A 16,331-nucleotide genomic window follows, 5' to 3' on the forward strand; every position below is an offset into this window, starting at 1 on the left:
TACTTAGCGGTTTGTAATTATATACTTAGCCCGCGATTACGCAGGGCAGCTACGAGGCCCTGTTGAAGCGTTTCCATGGTTGTTGCGTCAAGCACATTGCCTTCTGCATCAGACCAAGTCAGTGAGGTCTGCTCATCATCAGTGGTGCCTACTAAAATAGTATAATCACCATCTTCCAAAGCCAGTGTTGGCGCTTCTTCACCCCAAATTGAATCCCACACACTATTTTCAGGTTGCTGGTATCTAACCAGCACTTCACTGGTGTCATCATCAATGCGAATAATGGTGAAATTAACGCGCTCTAAGAAGTTAGACAAACGCTCCATTACGGTGCCCCTGTCTGCCAGTGTGATTAGCGCTGCGTTGCCTGCTTTATCGTATCCAAGTTCCAGTGAAAGTACACCTTGTTGCTTACGTAGTTCAACTTCTAGCAAACGGTATCTATAATCGAACTCAGCTACAACTTCATTCAGTGCACGCACCTCAAGTTGCTGTCGTAACATGCCGTCTAATTCGACTTCATCACTTTGATAGTCGACTAGTTTTGCCTCTAACGAAGCGGTACGTTGGTGATCTTCTTGAGAAAGAGTAAATTCAAACTTCTGCTTAGATACTTCAGTTACAGTTTCCCAAAACCACCCTTCTTCTGCTTCGATAATGGAATACCAACCAGTGGTGAGCTTGCCATTGCGTCGATCGTCATTCTCAATTGAAGACTCATGGTTATTAATAACGCCTTCAACCGCTGCCCAAATAAAGTCATCTAGAGCTTCTATGCCATCGTTTTTATCAAAGTAAATACGCGCAACATCTTCTTTGTCTTCTGCCCAACTACCCTTTGCCAGCGTTAAAACTTGCTGCGGCGGGCGAAAGCTCTGAGGTTCCGCATCATTTTCGTAAACAGCAACATTCATTTGGAATTCTTTATCTTGGTATGGTTGCTCGAGACCTGCGGGTGCTTGCACAGGCTCGTGAATACGATAGTTTTTCTTGTGATGCGTGTCATTTGTAAAAACACTACAACCTGATAAACCGAGTATAACGCTTAACGTTAGCGCTTTAGGGACCCAATACTGCACTAATAAAACTCCTTAGCAAACCCACTATTTAATTATTCTTTCACTTAAGATTAAGGAATGCTGAAATGGTTCACTGCCAATCACACTAATTTCGACTTAGTCCGAAAGGTAAATTTCAAAAAATCTGCACTATGTTACTTGGCAAACTAAGCAAACACAAGGAGCTCACGAGCGAATTGTCTAATCGATGACGCATTACAATCCCAGTTAACAAGTAGGCCTGACATTTAATCTATGATAGTATTCGCCGCTATAACATTTAAATGCAACCTCTATGACTCACATTGGCGAAAGCTAACTAGGACGTCGGTATGACTACTTTTACTTCACATCAACTTGTTTTAACCGCTATAGGGGAAGATAGATCTGGCATTGTTAGCGAGCTCACTCAACTCGTCAGCGAGTGTAACTGTAATATCATTGATAGCCGCATTGCGATTCTCGGTAACGAATTCACCTTTACCATGTTACTTTCTGGAGATATAGCTGGTATCAGTCGAGTTGAACACACCTTACCCGTAAAAAGTATGGAACTTGGCTTGCTGACAATGATGAAACGAACGTCAAGTCATACAGAAAATGAGTTTAGTGCAGGATACACACTAGAATATACTGGTCTTGATACACAAGGCACACTAAGTCGCGTAACACGTTTTTTTGCTGAACAAAATATCAGTATCTGTTCACTTAAATCTGACACTTTTGAGGAAGACGACGCGCTACATATGCGGTGCGAACTAGAATTCAATACGCCCGCAGAATTAGATTTCGAACAATTTAAAATAAAGTTTGAAGAACTATCTAGTATTTCAAACGTACATTATGTTTTCAGACGCATTCGCTAAGGATCATTAATGAATACATTACAAGCAGGTGATAACGCACCTAGTTTTACATTAGAAAACCAAAATGGTGAAACAGTTGCGTTGAGCACATTGCTCGAAGCAAACCAGGTTTTGGTTTATTTCTACCCTAAAGCACTCACACCAGGCTGTACTGTGCAAGCTGAGCAACTTCGCGACCACAAAGAGCAACTTGCTCAATTGAATACGGTTGCTGTAGGCATTAGCCCAGACCCGGTTAAAAAGCTTAAAAACTTTGAAACCAAAAAAGAGCTTAACTTTGACCTGCTGTCAGATGAAGACCATGCGATTGCAGATGCATTTGGTGTTTGGGGTCTGAAAAAGTTTATGGGTAAAGAATACGATGGTATTCACCGCATCAGCTTTCTGATCGGACAAGATGGTGTCGTTAAACACGTCTTTAACAAATTTAAGACCAAAGAACATCATCAGGTCGTCATTGACCACCTTTCAGCTCAGTAATTAAAAAAACCCAGCTCAGGCTGGGTTTTTCATATCAGGGTACTACTCAATTACGCTTGTCGTGCTTCAAGCATAATGCGCTTCATATCTCTGACAGCTTTCTCTAACCCATCTATGGCTGCGCGCGCGATAATGGCATGGCCGATATTCAATTCATAAATCTCAGGCATTTGCGCGATTGGCTTAACATTATGATAGTGCAACCCATGCCCTGCATTTACAATAATGCCAATGGAATCTGCATATTGCACGCCTTCTCGAATGCGCTCAAGCTCTGCATCTTGTTCACTATCTGATTTTGCATCAGCGTAAGCACCTGTATGAATTTCAATGTAAGGCGCGTTTGTCGCTTTCGCCGCGTCGATTTGTGCTTTATCCGCATCGATGAACAAAGACACTTTAATACCAGCTGCGCTCAGCTTTTCAACCGCTTCGGCCACTTTCTGCTGATTGCCAATGACATCCAAACCGCCTTCTGTTGTCAACTCTTCGCGCTTTTCAGGCACAAGGCAAACATATTCAGGTTTAACCTCACAGGCGATATCTAACATTTCATCTGTCACGGCAATTTCAAGGTTCATACGTGTTTGAATGGTCTTGGCCATTACGTACACATCTCTATCTTGAATATGTCGACGGTCTTCGCGTAAGTGAATTGTGATACCATCTGCACCTGCGTGCTCAGCCACAGCCGCGGCATGGGCTGGATCAGGGTAACTGGTGCCACGAGCTTGTCTTAACGTCGCGATATGGTCAACATTGACACCTAATAAAATATCTTTCATTACTCTACCTTGGTTGAAAAAGTTCTCTGCTTTTAAGTGGTTTACTACCTAGCAAAGGTTTTAATAAATAACGGCTTAATGCTTTAGCTTGCCTTCTAGAGAGCAAAGAGCTGTACTCTCCATGTGCGATAGCAAGCAAGGTTTCACCTGAAAAACTACGCTGTATGTCATCACTGGGACAAAAGCCCACCTCTCTCACAAATTGATAATAACTTGTTTCTTCTATGGGTGCACCAAAAGCGTCGTAATCAAATTCGATACCAACCCCAAGTTCATACAACAGCTGGAACTCATAATTACGCAAGATGGCCTCAATTTGTTCACTATTAGCAGGGCTTTTTGACGACGCTCCATGAGCAACGATAGTCATATTTTCCCCAATACCATAGAGCTGTTTGAGGTGTTGCTGATACAAGCAAAATACATGATCGAGCGGTTCATTGACAGGGATAATACGGTGGGATAGCTCATTAAGATAAAAAGCACAGTATAAATCTGTGCCCTTAAACATCAATGGTGGAGATTGGATCTCAAAGTCATTTAAATATTTCAGGTCATACTTACCTGCATAGCGGATCAGTAGACAAGTAAAAGGCTGTAGGGATGCATTCTGACGCAATGCACGTTTGCCTTTGATCCTAGCCAACATAGAAAGTTGACCGATGCCTTCAACGAGCATATTTAGCATCACTTGCGAGTCTCTATACGGTCGTCGGTGGAGCAAATATGCTTGTCGAAAGTCACTATCCAATCAGTCTTCTCCGTACCCTAGGCTTCGTAGCGCACGCTCGTCATCAGCCCAACCAGATTTAACTTTAACCCACAGTTCTAAGAACACCTTGTTGTCTAACATGTCCTCAAGATCTCGACGTGCTTCACGGCCAATAACTTTAAGCTTTTCGCCTTTGTTACCGATCACCATGCGCTTTTGCGATTCACGTTCAACCAATATCAGAGCGTTAATTTGCCATACACCGTTGTCTTGCCATTTAAACTGCTCAATTTCAACAGTCACGGAATAAGGAAGTTCATCACCCATAAAGCGCATTAGCTTTTCACGGACAATTTCTGCAGCAAGAAAACGCATCGAGCGGTCAGTGACATAATCTTCTGGAAAATAAAACTCGCATTCAGGAAGACGGCTTTTAACCTCTTCTTTTACCATGTCGATGTTTTTACCGATTTTCGCAGAAACTGGCACAATACCAACAAAATCATGCTGCTCACTGAGCCATTGCATATGATGCAAAATCTCTTCTTTTTCTTTAACTTGATCGCTTTTGTTCATCACGACCAAGACAGGACGGCCACTGTCTTTTACCTTGTTTAGAACCATTTCATCATCTTGGTTCCAAAGCGTCCCTTCAACGACAAAAATAATGAGTTCAACATCACCGATTGAACTGCTTGCAGCACGGTTCATTAAACGGTTAATTGCACGCTTTTCTTCTATATGAAGGCCAGGCGTATCCACATAGACAGCTTGATAGTTATCTTCAGTGTGGATCCCCATAATTCTATGGCGTGTCGTTTGCGGTTTGCGAGATGTGATGCTGACCTTTTGCTCAACAATTTTGTTGAGCAAAGTGGACTTGCCTACATTTGGGCGGCCAACAATCGCAATCATGCCGCAATGGGTGTTAGGATTCATCTTTTAAAATCTTCAATGCTTGCTCTGCGGCTTTCTGTTCAGCTTTACGGCGTGAACTACCCACAGAAATAATACTATCCATACCCTTTACAGTACACTCAACCGTGAATGTCTGATTGTGTGCTTGCCCTTTAGTATCAATCACCTGATAGGCAGGTAATGGTAGCTTTCTCGCCTGCAAGTACTCTTGCAACAACGTTTTCGGGTCTTTCTGATTATGCCCTGGCGAGATAGCTTCTAAACGGCTTTTATACCACTTAAGTACAAGCGTCTTACAGGTCTCGATGTCTGAATCTAAAAACACCGCGCCAATAATCGCTTCTACCGCATCAGCCAAAGTTGACTCTCTGCGATAGCCACCACTTTTGAGCTCACCAGGACCAAGCCTTAGGTAATCTCCCAAGCCAAACTCAACACCAAACTCTGCAAGTGTTTGTCCACGGACCAAAGTTGAACGCATACGGCTCAAATCACCTTCACGTGCTTTTGGAAACTTGTGATACAAAGCATCTGCAATAACAAAGCTTAAAATAGAATCGCCTAGAAATTCTAGGCGTTCATTATGCTGACCTTTGTGACTACGATGCGTCATTGCTTGTTCAAGCAAAGCTTGATCTGCAAAATCGTAGCCTATCTTTTTATATAATTCTGTGACGTTCTTTTTCATTGTTACTGAATATTACCTAGGCGTTCAAAACGAACCCCTGTTGGAACCCAGCCTGGCAATAAGCTATCTGGACCGTTCTCAAAATCAAAACTCATCCAGATGAATACAGCTTTTCCAACTAAGTTTTCTTTAGGAACAAAGCCCCATACGCGGCTGTCCTGACTATTGTTACGATTATCGCCAACAGCAAAATAGCTGTCTTCTGGAACGACCCACTCGTCTCGGCGAGTACCAGGTTGCTGGTAATAACGCTCTGACAGTTCCAGTGCTTTCGGGTTAATTAAAATATCATGTTCAACATTAGGTAGAGATTCTGTCAAACGTACTAGTGGCATAGTGCCTTGCTTGAATTCATCGCGATTAACTATCTCAACGTCAATCTTGTTAAACTCACCACACGCTAGTCCATTTCGGCTTTGCTCGCCTTCTTCACACTTGGGGTGAATGAAAAGCTGACGATTACGATAAACAATACGATCACCAGGCAAACCGACAATACGCTTGATAAAGTCAATACGCTCGTCCAACGGGAATTTGAATACGGCAATATCACCACGCTCTGGATCATCAACTTCAACTAGCTGAGAACGCCATACCGGGTCTTTAATACCATACGCAAACTTTTGTACCAAAATAAAGTCTCCATCCAACAACGTTGGCATCATTGAACCAGACGGAATTTGAAACGGTTCAAAAATAAATGATCGAAACACTGTAATTGCCGCAATCATTGGAAAGATAGACTTTGCACTATCAGTTATGGCAGGCACAGGCGCTATCTGGTCGATAACTTCTTGGTCCAAAGGCTGCTCTGAAGCGCCTTGAGCAAGCGCAATACGTTCCTTACGTTTTGGTGCATACACTAAGTGATCTATTAACCAGATCAGGCCCGATCCCAAAGTCAACAGCACGAGAAAGACCGAAAAATAACCTGCCATAAATAATAATTCCTGTTACTTACCTACTTTTAATATTGCAAGGAACGCATCTTGCGGTACTTCAACGTTACCTAATTGCTTCATGCGTTTCTTACCTTCTTTTTGCTTTTGTAATAGCTTTTTCTTACGACTCACGTCACCACCATAACATTTCGCAATTACGTTTTTACGTAACTGTTTCACTGTTGTACGGGCAATTACGTGGTTGCCAATTGCAGCCTGAATCGCAATATCAAACATCTGCCTTGGGATTAACTCTTTCAAAGCATCAGCCAACTGACGGCCTCGGCTTTGTGAATTTTCACGGTGTACAATGATCGCAAGTGCGTCCACTCTATCACCATTAATGAGAATATCACAGCGAACCATGTCAGATACTTGGAAGCGCTTAAAGTTATAATCTAGCGATGCGAAGCCACGACTAGTCGATTTCAATTTATCGAAGAAGTCCATTACCACTTCAGCCATAGGCAATTCATAAGTTACTGCAACCTGATTACCGTGATAGCTCATCTTAGTTTGTACACCACGTTTTTCTATACATAGCGTAATTACGTTACCTAAGTACTCTTGTGGTACCAAGATGTTCGCTTCTACAATTGGCTCTCTGATCTCTATGATGTCATTGACTGGCGGTAAATCTGACGGGTTATCAATTTGAATTACACCATCTTTTGTTTCAACCTCATACACTACCGTTGGCGCAGTGGTTATAAGGTCCATATCATATTCACGCTCTAGACGTTCTTGGATGATTTCCATGTGAAGCATACCTAAGAAGCCACAGCGGAAACCAAAGCCTAATGCAGTAGAGTTTTCAGGCTCGAAAAACAAAGAGGCATCGTTCAAGCTCAGTTTATTCAGTGCATCACGGAAGTTCTCGTAATCATCTGAAGAAATTGGGAACATACCTGCATACACTTGCGGCTTCACTTTCTGGAAGCCCGGCAGAGTCTCTTCTGCTGGCGTTTTTGCAAGCGTTATCGTATCACCAACTGGTGCACCATGGATGTCTTTAATACCCGCAATGATAAAACCAACTTCACCACTTGTTAGTGCACCTGTCTCAGTTTGCTTTGGTGTGAAAATACCAATTTTATCTACGATATGAACTTGATCCGTAGACATAATCTTAATTTTTTCACCTTTACGTAATTGACCATGTTTAATACGTACAAGTGATACAACCCCTTGGTAAGGGTCAAACCATGAGTCGATGATCAAAGCTTGTAACGGCTTATTCACATCTCCTTCTGGTGGAGGAATTTCCTTTACAATTTCTTCTAGGACGGCATCGATGCCTAAACCTGTTTTTGCACTACACTGGACAGCTTCTAATGCATCAATACCTACAATCTCTTCGATCTCTTCTGCAACACGCAGTGGATCAGCCTGAGGTAAATCAATTTTATTTAAAATTGGAACGACTTCTAAGTCCATTTCAATTGCTGTGTAACAGTTAGCAAGCGTTTGCGCTTCTACACCTTGACCTGCATCAACAACCAACAGTGCTCCCTCACAGGCAGCTAAAGAACGCGATACTTCATAAGTAAAGTCAACGTGTCCTGGTGTGTCGATAAAGTTTAACTGATAAGTTTCGCCATCTTGTGCTGTATAGTTCAAGGTAACACTTTGCGCTTTAATCGTAATACCGCGCTCACGCTCGAGTTCCATTGAATCCAGTACTTGCTGCTGCATTTCGCGGTCTGACAAGCCACCGCATACCTGGATTAAGCGGTCCGAAAGTGTCGATTTTCCATGATCTATATGGGCTATAATTGAAAAGTTACGGATATGCTTCATATACTGGATTCTAAACTTCTGTTATTCACAAATAGAGATTAAACGACGATTTTACAATTTATTTGACCTAATCACCATCTATTTGCGTAACTGGAAGGCTAATTGGATAAATTTTTATCACTTTTACCTCATGTTTTAGACTTTGGCCCTTCTTTTTTGCTACCAAAAAGCCTAAAAGCGCAAAAAAAGCCGCAAAGCCAATCTGCCCCGGTTCTGACAAAGAAAAAAGAAGTAAAGCGCTGAACATGCCAATAAATGCCATGATCAAAGGCAATAGGTAAACCCAAAGCGCGTGCTGGACAACCTTGCTGTCATCGAGCGCCAATTTAACCTTTTGGCCAACACTTAATTTCTGAGAAATAGAGAGCGGGAACGCTTTTCTGTGGGTACCAAAAAGCTTGCTAAAAACTTGAGAGCCGCATTTACCATTGCAGCCCTCACATGCTGGTTTTTGTTCTGAGATCAGCCAAGCTGTGTTTCCTTTTAACTCAGACACGGTGAGTGTTTGTTCAATCATAAAGAACGCTTTACTGATTCTGCGATAGATTTGGCCGTTTCAACGGGGACTTTGCCAACGACAGATACATCAAATGCCCCTGCATTATGTACATATACAGTTGTTGCACCTGACGTCAATGCGCCACTGGCACGCTGACCAGTCAGCGGTCGCTGAACAAAAACAGAGACCTCAACTAGCCCGTCAGAATACAAAAAGTAATCCGCCAGCTCATTGTTTAAATCAAGCTTATGCCTATCTGACTTTAACAGCTGGAACCCATTTGGCAGCCAACCAATTTGCCAATTATTTTGCTGCTTCACATGTGTTATATCAGCCGTGGCGGTAACTGGCGTGGGTAACTTCTTCTCTTTAAGATCTAACAATTGACTAGCTGGTTTTTCCGTGACTGAAATATGTGTTAACTGTAACTGTTCTAAAACCTCAGCGCGCTGATTCACATAGGCAGCTTTCAAAAGTAATGCAGATTGTAAGTCTACCCACAACCAATAATTATATTTAGTTTCATCTTTGGCTACTAATCTAATTAGCTGAGCAGGCCGCCCTGCAATTCGCTCTTTTCCACCTAATACAAAGTCATAACTGTGGTCAAGCGCACCAATATCGCGAAGCAAAGCTTCTGGAATTGGACCGTCAATCACATCGGTGCTAAGAGAGTATGGCTCAGTTTGAGGTTCAAAATACGTGACCACATCGTCAACTCGCACAACCTCAAGACCTGCACCATTTAATAGGGTTAAGATTTCTAGATCAGTTTGTTCAACTTGACCATGTAACCATCGGTATGGCTCCATGCCTTTACCTTTCACCACGACAAAGGAGGCGTCAAAATTACGCTCTTGCACAGCCAGTGACATATCTTTAAGAAGTTGCCGTGCATTTATGTTTTCATTGGCGTACATCTGGGTACTACATAATATACCCAGTAAAACCACGAGCCATTTAATCAAGGTTTACTGTTCCTCTTTGTTAACCTTATCTGCTTGCTTACTATTTTTTGACAAGGCATGGGCCATTCTAGATTGGCGTTGATGCTCCAATACCAGTGCACCAATGCGCTGTTTTTGTAACTCTCTTACACCACGCTCAGCCGACTGCATCGCGGGCTCCGATGATAAACTCACTGGTGAAACAGAGCCTGTTAAAGGCATAGATTGTAACACAGGTGCATGTGTATCAATGCCATTTTGCGGCATAAAGTTATTCACACCCACAACTGTACACAAAGCAACACTCGCTGCGATCGCGACTTGTGATAATGGTTTACGCCAAAATGACATCTGTACTACATTACTTTCTTCTTTCTGTTGCGCCGGCTGCGAAACATCATCAGTCATATTGTAAACAGGTTCTTCTGCAATGGCCGCCGCTACACTTGCTGTGATATCAATGCAAGGTGTCGCCTGCTCTTTTTGTCTCATCACATCGCCTATCAGCGAGTAACGAACAAATTTGTCTGCATTTAATTGAGCTTGACTCTCTGCATTTAGTTTGCGTTCTGCATCCAATATCTCAGACGTCATTTGCTCATTGTTTACATCAAACTTTGACTGCGTCATTTAATCTTTACCTATGAGTGGGTTAATATTTTTATCAATGGCTTCACGTGCCCTAAAAATTCGTGACCTGACTGTACCTACAGGACACTCCATTACCACAGCGATTTCTTCGTAGCTCATTCCTTCGATCTCTCTTAAAGTTATCGCCGTTTTCAAGTCATCAGGCAGCTCTTCAATCGTCTTGAAGATGACCGCTTTAATTTCATCACTGAGAAGCAAGCTTTCAGGTGACGCGTTGGATCTAAGTTGATCTGCACCGTCGTACACTTCTGCCTCTTCAGCATCAATATCACTCGCAGGCGCTTTACGCCCCTGTGACACTAAGTAGTTTTTAGAACAGTTCACTGCAATTCGATACAACCAAGTATAAAAAGCACTGTCACCGCGAAAATTCGGTAACGCCCTATACGCTTTAATAAAAGCCTCTTGAGCCACATCGGCTACATCACCAGAGTTAGATACATATCGAGATATCAACGCCGCCACCTTATTTTGATATTTGGCAACCAGCAGGTTAAAAGCGTTTTTGTCTCCTTGCTGAACTTTTCTAACTAATTCTAAATCCAAATCCTGCTCGTTCATTCGAGCCGGTACTCCTCTTTGTTATTACTTATATTCGCGCAGTGTTGCCATCATTTTACAGCTAGTCTGACTCCACCATGAATAAAAAGTTCTGTTTTTTTAATATTTTTTTTAAAATACTCCGTATTACTTCGTCGTAGACGATATACAACTACGCTTTTTATTTGGTATGAACGCGTGTTATTGATATATGATAGACGCTATCTTTGTAGTTGTAATGAAACTTTAAAAGCTAAGAATCACTAACATGAAGAAAAAAATGCAGCATCAGACAGATGTTATTATTGTCGGTAGCGGCGCAGCCGGACTCAGCCTCGCCCTTTCTTTGGCTAATCACTGCCAAGTTACTGTTATTAGTAAAGGAGCGTTAAAAGAAGGCTCAACACTTTACGCGCAAGGTGGTATTGCCGCTGTGTTTGATAAAAAAAATGACAGCATAGAGTCTCATGTTGAAGATACCCTAAAAGCTGGCGGTGGCTTATGTGACAGAGAAGCTGTCCATTACACAGCATCAAATGCCAAAAAGTGCTTAAAGTGGCTAATAGAACAAGGTGTCCCATTTGACATGGAATTTGATAGTAAGGGCAAAGAGCGCTATCACTTAACCCGTGAGGGGGGCCATAGTCACCGGCGAATATTGCATGCTGCAGATGCAACCGGAAAAGCAGTCCAAACCACCTTGGTTGATCGCGTTCTTGAACATAATAACATTGAAGTATTAGAGCAATATAATGCTATCGACCTTATCACAAGTAAAACACCATCAGACAAACGGGTTAAAGGTTTATACGTTTACAACAGAAAGCATAATTGTGTAGAAGCTATCGCTGCAAAATACGTTGCTTTGGCGACAGGTGGTGCAAGTAAGGTGTATTTGTATACCTCAAATCCAGATGTATCTAGCGGTGATGGTATTGCAATGGCATGGCGTGCCGGATGTAAAGTGGCCAATATGGAATTTAATCAGTTCCACCCCACAAGTTTATACCACCCTAAATTACAAAACTTCCTGATCACAGAAGCAATGCGAGGCGAAGGCGCACATTTAAAACGCCCTGATGGCACACGATTCATGCCAGATTTTGATGACCGAGAAGAGCTTGCTCCACGAGATGTTGTTGCGCGAGCGATAGATTATGAAATGAAACGTTTAGGCGCAAACTGTGTCTATTTGGATATTTCTCATAAAAATAAAGACTTTATTATCGAACATTTCCCTACCATATACGCGAAATGCTTGAGTGTTGGCTTGGATATCACCAAAGAACCTATTCCTGTTGTACCGGCAGCCCATTATACATGCGGTGGTGTAATGACAGATTTCAATGGCAAAACTGACATCGCTAATTTATATGCCATTGGTGAGGTTGCCTATACCGGGTTACATGGAGCAAATCGTATGGCAAGCAATTCCCTGCTTGAGTGCATCGTTTTTGCACATGCTGCTGCGCAGGACATTCTGTCGAATATTAACACACAGCCAGAAACCACTGCCTTGTCTCCTTGGGACGAAAGCCAAGTAAGCGACTCTGATGAAGAAGTTGTGATCACGCACAATTGGCACGAACTCAGATTATTTATGTGGGACTACGTCGGTATCGTCCGTTCAACAAAACGACTAGAGCGTGCATTAAGGCGTGTGGAGTTATTGCAGCAAGAAATTCATGAATACTACGCCAACTTTAGAGTCAGTAATAACTTATTAGAACTGCGTAACTTAGTTCAGGTTGCTGAGCTCATTATTCGCAGCGCATTAGCAAGAACGGAAAGTCGAGGGCTTCACTATACGTTAGATTACCCTGAACAACACGACAAACCCGAGCCAACAATATTAGAACCATAACCTAGTTTGTCTGCAATGCAATGCGATTCAGATGACACCAACTTACTGAGTCCATTGCATTATCTACAAATACAAGCCTGCGCTTTTTGCCACAATTACTGTGTATCTCAAAGATCAAAAACGTTGCATGTCGTTGTGCATGTCTTATCACACCTTCAAAAATCGCATCTTGTTGCGATATCTGAATCCAAGCATCTTTCTCAAGTAACACTAGGTTACCTGATGCCGGCATAACTTTGATCGAGTGTTTGAGGGCGTGCAAATAACCAATGTAACTCAGTATTACGCTACCCCACCACAGTGATGGCGCAATTAGACACAGAAAAAATGCGAGACAAATAAAAAAGACCACAAGTATTTTGCGGTCTAATATATTGCTTTGAAAAGAGATACTATACGCGGACTCTATCAAGAATGAATTGCACCATATTATTTAGGTCTGGATGAGGGCATTTTTCATGACCCATAAACCACGCAAACAGATCTGGGTCTTCGACCTCTAACAATCGTTGGAAGACAAGCTTATCCGCATCGCTTAACTGGTCATAAGCCTCATCAACAAATGGCTCAAGCAATACATCTAACTCTAACATGCCACGTCGACAGGCCCACTTAATGCGGGGTTTTGGATACAATTGTTCCATATTGCTCAAATACCTCTTATTTAACACAAATACATCACGTTAGGCAGTATAACCGATACTCGCCAATCAGGAAAATGTGTTCGACTTTCTATTGCGCTAGCGCAACACTGTACAGCGGATAGTCATTATTAAGAATTATTGTCATTTGATCTTGGTTTTACCTATCTCAGCACCCATTTATCAGGTAACATTATTGAAACTATTTACTCAGGATCAGCTTGATGGCCACTGTATACCAACTCCCTCTTCGCTTACTCTCAGTAACCGGGCAAGAAAAACTTAGCTACCTTCATGGACAAGTAACTCAAGATATTAACCTAGTCCAAGAGAACAACTTCCTATGGACAGGCCACTGCAGCCCAAAAGGTAAGCTGTGGGCAGCACTGCGTGTTTTTCGTTTCAATGAGGCCTATTGTTTAATTGGATCAGAACCTGAAGTTGAAGTGGCATGTCGCGAATTGAGTAAATATGGTGTATTTGCACAAGTAGACATTAACATTACCGATCATAAATGTTTTGGTGTACTCAATGACGCGGCAATTGAAGTGTGTGAGACCCTTGGACTAGAATTTGATGCTGACAGCAATGCCTGTCAATTCGCAGCCGGAAAAGGCCTGAAACTAAATGATGGCAGCCTCATCTTAATCTTTGATAGTGCTGAGACTATGCCTGAAGTGCTTACTGTTGAGACCGATCCGAGCGCTTTTCAGATCCGTGATATTCTCGCGGGTGAACCACAGCTAGGTGAGCACGGAATAGATGAATTCGTACCGCAGATGGTCAACCTGCAAGCACTAAATGGGATTAGCTTCAAAAAGGGCTGCTATACTGGTCAAGAAACAGTCGCTCGAATGCGCTACCTCGGCAAAAATAAGCGTGCTATGTTTATCGTACAAGGCCAATCACAAAGCCCTTTAGATATTAAAGACCTTGAAATGCAACTAGAGGAAAACAATTGGCGCAGAGCCGGTAAGGTTATTCATCAAGCATACGACTCAATAACAAAAACCTATTATGCATTGGCAGTCTTACCAAATGATTTAGAAGATTCAGCAATATTGAGACCCAAAGATAACGACTCAGTATCGCTAGCCATTAAGGCATTACCATACTCTATAGAAGATAACTAACGGAAACACTATGAAAATTGCTCAAAATGCAGTGGTGAAAATGCATTATGCTGTTTTAGATGACGATGAAAATACCATTGACAACACATTTGATGAAGAGCCGCTTGAATTTATTATTGGTACAGGTTTTTTGATTGAGGGCTTGGAAAATGCTTTGATCGACAAGCAAGCTGGTGACAAAGTCAGCGTCACTGTTAAGCCTGAGGAAGGTTATGGTGAACGCAATGATAACTTAACGCAAGCTGTGCCAAAGAGCATGTTTGAAGGCATCGACGTCGAAGTGGGCATGCAATTTCGAGCAACCACAGATGAAGGTGAACAAGCAGTCATCGTGATCGGAGTAGAAGGTGAAGAAGTCATCGTTGATGGGAACCACCCTCTATCAGGGCTTACTCTGCACTTTGATGTTGAAATATTAGAAGTGCGTGAAGCCACCGCTGATGAACTGGCACATGGCCATGTTCACAGCCCCGACGGCTGTGGCCACGACCACTAAAAAAGGCGCCTATTAGGCGCCTTTCTCTTCATTATCATGCTTTACTTTGGCTTTCATCGCCTCAAGCAACCCTGCTTGGTCTGATGTACCTAAGCGATACTTGGTACCATCGGACATACTAACTTCTACCGCTTTAAAGCCAGATGCACTATACACCCATCCATCGTGAGAAATACGAATACCAATACCATGGCGAAACGAATTAGTCACAGCACGCACTTCATCAATATCATCAAAGTGAATTGTTTTCTTGGCTATTTTCGGCCCAAACCACCAGCTCAACTGCTGTTGCTCAGTATCAACCTTAATGGTTAAACCATAAAATGCCACAGCCACTGCTAATAAGATTGCACCAAATGCAATGACACCTACGTTTGCGCCTAGTAAAACTAGCCCTATAACGACAAAAGTACTTAACCAAGCTAAAATACCCCAAATTGCCCATGCGAGTTGCGTCTTCTGATACATATTGCCTCAATCAAAACTATATACAAACGTTACACCGAGTTCGGTATCTACTTTACGTTTATCTTCTTCTGGCGCAGAATTATACCTGTATGTGTAAGAAACTTTAAGCGATAGACCTTCAATTACTTGGCTTATCAATGCCGTTTCCGAAATGCCTCGAGATCCCAAACCTGATAAAGATTCTTCATAGCTAAAATCTTGATTAAATCGAGTTCGCTTTGAAATATTACGCTCCCATTGTAGTGAAGCGCGCAACAAATGCCCTCTTTCAACTCTTTCCTCATGAGGAAGCAACTCAGTTTCATCATCAACACGATAAACAAGCACACCCGGCCCTAAATGAAAGTCGACCGTATTTTTTCGCCCTTCAAACAAGCGATTGCCATAACCAACAACAAATGTGGTGGTATATTCTCGGCCATTAAACTGATCTGCTTCATAATCACCGTAAACAAAAAACGATTCGTTATCTGCGCCAAATTTATAACTTGTTTTTGCGGATACGAAATAACGTGACGCAGTTTCGTCTTCGATGCCTGTTTCAGTATCCGTTTCGTCTGCGTAATGCCCATCTATTTTAAATTGATTGCGCCAATATTTAAAATCTTGATAAACATTGCCTTTTATTTTAAATGACGAGTTTTTTGTATTACCACTGCTCGCAATAAACCCGAACTCCATATCTCCATACAAAAACTCACCTTGATGTAGTTCATGGATCTCTTCTTCTGACAGCTCGCCATACTTATGAAAATCTTCAAACGGATCAACTGCAAATGCCTGCAAACTACAAAAAGCAGACATCAATAAAAGTAACTTCACTTTTTTCACTAAACAACTAGCT

Annotated in this window: 20 protein-coding genes; 5 read left to right on the forward strand and 15 right to left on the reverse strand. The window is 42.2% G+C overall.

The genetic code is table 11. The features are described from left to right. Positions 1-17 precede the first annotated feature (17 nt). Positions 18-1,079, reverse strand: coding sequence for an outer membrane protein assembly factor BamC (gene bamC / locus S4054249_RS15600; RefSeq protein ID WP_046354772.1), 1,062 nt, complete (start codon positions 1,077-1,079; stop codon positions 18-20). Between the two features lie 311 nt (positions 1,080-1,390). Between bamC and S4054249_RS15605 the strand changes: the two genes are divergently transcribed. Together S4054249_RS15605 and bcp are read left to right on the forward strand one after the other, a co-directional pair. After that, entirely contained in the window at positions 1,391-1,924 is a 534-nt protein-coding gene (locus S4054249_RS15605) for a glycine cleavage system protein R (RefSeq protein WP_046354771.1), read from the forward strand. A gap of 9 nt (positions 1,925-1,933) precedes the next feature. Next, entirely contained in the window at positions 1,934-2,404 is a 471-nt protein-coding gene (gene bcp / locus S4054249_RS15610) for a thioredoxin-dependent thiol peroxidase (RefSeq protein WP_046354770.1), read from the forward strand. Between the two features lie 50 nt (positions 2,405-2,454). Here the strand turns inward: bcp and pdxJ are convergent, their stop codons facing one another. The 10 genes from pdxJ to rpoE all read right to left on the reverse strand — a co-directional run bounded on the left by pdxJ (position 2,455) and on the right by rpoE (position 10,906). Then, entirely contained in the window at positions 2,455-3,189 is a 735-nt protein-coding gene (pdxJ, locus tag S4054249_RS15615) for a pyridoxine 5'-phosphate synthase (RefSeq protein ID WP_046354769.1), read from the reverse strand. Between the two features lie 4 nt (positions 3,190-3,193). After that, on the reverse strand, positions 3,194-3,940 hold the full coding sequence (recO, locus tag S4054249_RS15620) for a DNA repair protein RecO (RefSeq protein ID WP_046354768.1): 747 nt from the start codon (positions 3,938-3,940) through the stop codon (positions 3,194-3,196). Next, positions 3,941-4,840: a GTPase Era gene (gene era, locus S4054249_RS15625; protein ID WP_039608715.1), complete on the reverse strand. Its 900-nt coding sequence runs from the start codon at positions 4,838-4,840 to the stop codon at positions 3,941-3,943. It abuts the gene before it with no gap. Then, positions 4,830-5,507 carry a ribonuclease III gene (gene rnc / locus S4054249_RS15630; RefSeq protein WP_023398667.1) on the reverse strand — a complete coding sequence of 226 codons (678 nt, stop codon included), beginning with the start codon at positions 5,505-5,507 and terminating at the stop codon, positions 4,830-4,832. The genes era and rnc overlap by 11 nt, the downstream gene beginning before the upstream one ends. A 2-nt stretch (positions 5,508-5,509) precedes the next feature. Continuing rightward, on the reverse strand, positions 5,510-6,445 hold the full coding sequence (gene lepB, locus S4054249_RS15635; protein WP_046354767.1) for a signal peptidase I: 936 nt from the start codon (positions 6,443-6,445) through the stop codon (positions 5,510-5,512). 15 nt (positions 6,446-6,460) lie between these two features. Beyond that, a complete protein-coding gene (gene lepA, locus S4054249_RS15640; RefSeq protein WP_046354766.1) occupies positions 6,461-8,248 on the reverse strand; it encodes a translation elongation factor 4 in 1,788 nt (595 codons plus the stop codon). A gap of 67 nt (positions 8,249-8,315) precedes the next feature. Next, positions 8,316-8,765: a SoxR reducing system RseC family protein gene (locus S4054249_RS15645; protein WP_046354765.1), complete on the reverse strand. Its 450-nt coding sequence runs from the start codon at positions 8,763-8,765 to the stop codon at positions 8,316-8,318. Continuing rightward, a complete protein-coding gene (locus S4054249_RS15650; protein WP_046354831.1) occupies positions 8,762-9,712 on the reverse strand; it encodes a MucB/RseB C-terminal domain-containing protein in 951 nt (316 codons plus the stop codon). Before S4054249_RS15650 ends, S4054249_RS15645 begins: the two co-directional genes overlap by 4 nt. Before the next feature lie 6 nt (positions 9,713-9,718). Further along, the gene (locus S4054249_RS15655) at positions 9,719-10,324 is read right to left on the reverse strand and encodes a sigma-E factor negative regulatory protein (RefSeq protein ID WP_046354764.1); all 606 of its coding nucleotides are present in this window, start codon (positions 10,322-10,324) and stop codon (positions 9,719-9,721) included. Then, on the reverse strand, positions 10,325-10,906 hold the full coding sequence (gene rpoE / locus S4054249_RS15660) for an RNA polymerase sigma factor RpoE (RefSeq protein WP_046354763.1): 582 nt from the start codon (positions 10,904-10,906) through the stop codon (positions 10,325-10,327). A 247-nt stretch (positions 10,907-11,153) separates the two neighbouring features. Here rpoE and nadB point away from each other — a divergent pair, with 247 nt between their 5' ends. Next, a complete protein-coding gene (nadB, locus tag S4054249_RS15665; protein WP_046354762.1) occupies positions 11,154-12,749 on the forward strand; it encodes an L-aspartate oxidase in 1,596 nt (531 codons plus the stop codon). A 1-nt stretch (position 12,750) separates the two neighbouring features. On the opposite strand, the gene S4054249_RS15670 is transcribed toward nadB, so the two are convergent. Together S4054249_RS15670 and S4054249_RS15675 are read right to left on the reverse strand one after the other, a co-directional pair. Further along, positions 12,751-12,981, reverse strand: a complete 231-nt coding sequence (locus S4054249_RS15670) for a hypothetical protein (protein WP_069953170.1) — start codon at positions 12,979-12,981, stop codon at positions 12,751-12,753. A gap of 160 nt (positions 12,982-13,141) precedes the next feature. Continuing rightward, a complete protein-coding gene (locus S4054249_RS15675) occupies positions 13,142-13,393 on the reverse strand; it encodes a succinate dehydrogenase assembly factor 2 (protein ID WP_039608706.1) in 252 nt (83 codons plus the stop codon). 221 nt (positions 13,394-13,614) lie between these two features. Here S4054249_RS15675 and S4054249_RS15680 point away from each other — a divergent pair, with 221 nt between their 5' ends. Both S4054249_RS15680 and S4054249_RS15685 read left to right on the forward strand, forming a co-directional pair. Beyond that, positions 13,615-14,523: a YgfZ/GcvT domain-containing protein gene (locus S4054249_RS15680; RefSeq protein WP_046354760.1), complete on the forward strand. Its 909-nt coding sequence runs from the start codon at positions 13,615-13,617 to the stop codon at positions 14,521-14,523. Between the two features lie 10 nt (positions 14,524-14,533). Next, the gene (locus S4054249_RS15685; RefSeq protein WP_046354759.1) at positions 14,534-15,019 is read left to right on the forward strand and encodes an FKBP-type peptidyl-prolyl cis-trans isomerase; all 486 of its coding nucleotides are present in this window, start codon (positions 14,534-14,536) and stop codon (positions 15,017-15,019) included. Between the two features lie 12 nt (positions 15,020-15,031). Here the strand turns inward: S4054249_RS15685 and S4054249_RS15690 are convergent, their stop codons facing one another. Together S4054249_RS15690 and S4054249_RS15695 are read right to left on the reverse strand one after the other, a co-directional pair. After that, entirely contained in the window at positions 15,032-15,487 is a 456-nt protein-coding gene (locus tag S4054249_RS15690; RefSeq protein ID WP_046354758.1) for a hypothetical protein, read from the reverse strand. A 6-nt stretch (positions 15,488-15,493) separates the two neighbouring features. Continuing rightward, on the reverse strand, positions 15,494-16,291 hold the full coding sequence (locus tag S4054249_RS15695) for a DUF481 domain-containing protein (RefSeq protein WP_046354830.1): 798 nt from the start codon (positions 16,289-16,291) through the stop codon (positions 15,494-15,496). Positions 16,292-16,331: the final 40 nt, after the last annotated feature.

It is taken from the genome of Pseudoalteromonas luteoviolacea, assembly GCF_001750165.1.
Taxonomy (GTDB): Bacteria; Pseudomonadota; Gammaproteobacteria; order Enterobacterales; family Alteromonadaceae; genus Pseudoalteromonas; species Pseudoalteromonas luteoviolacea_G.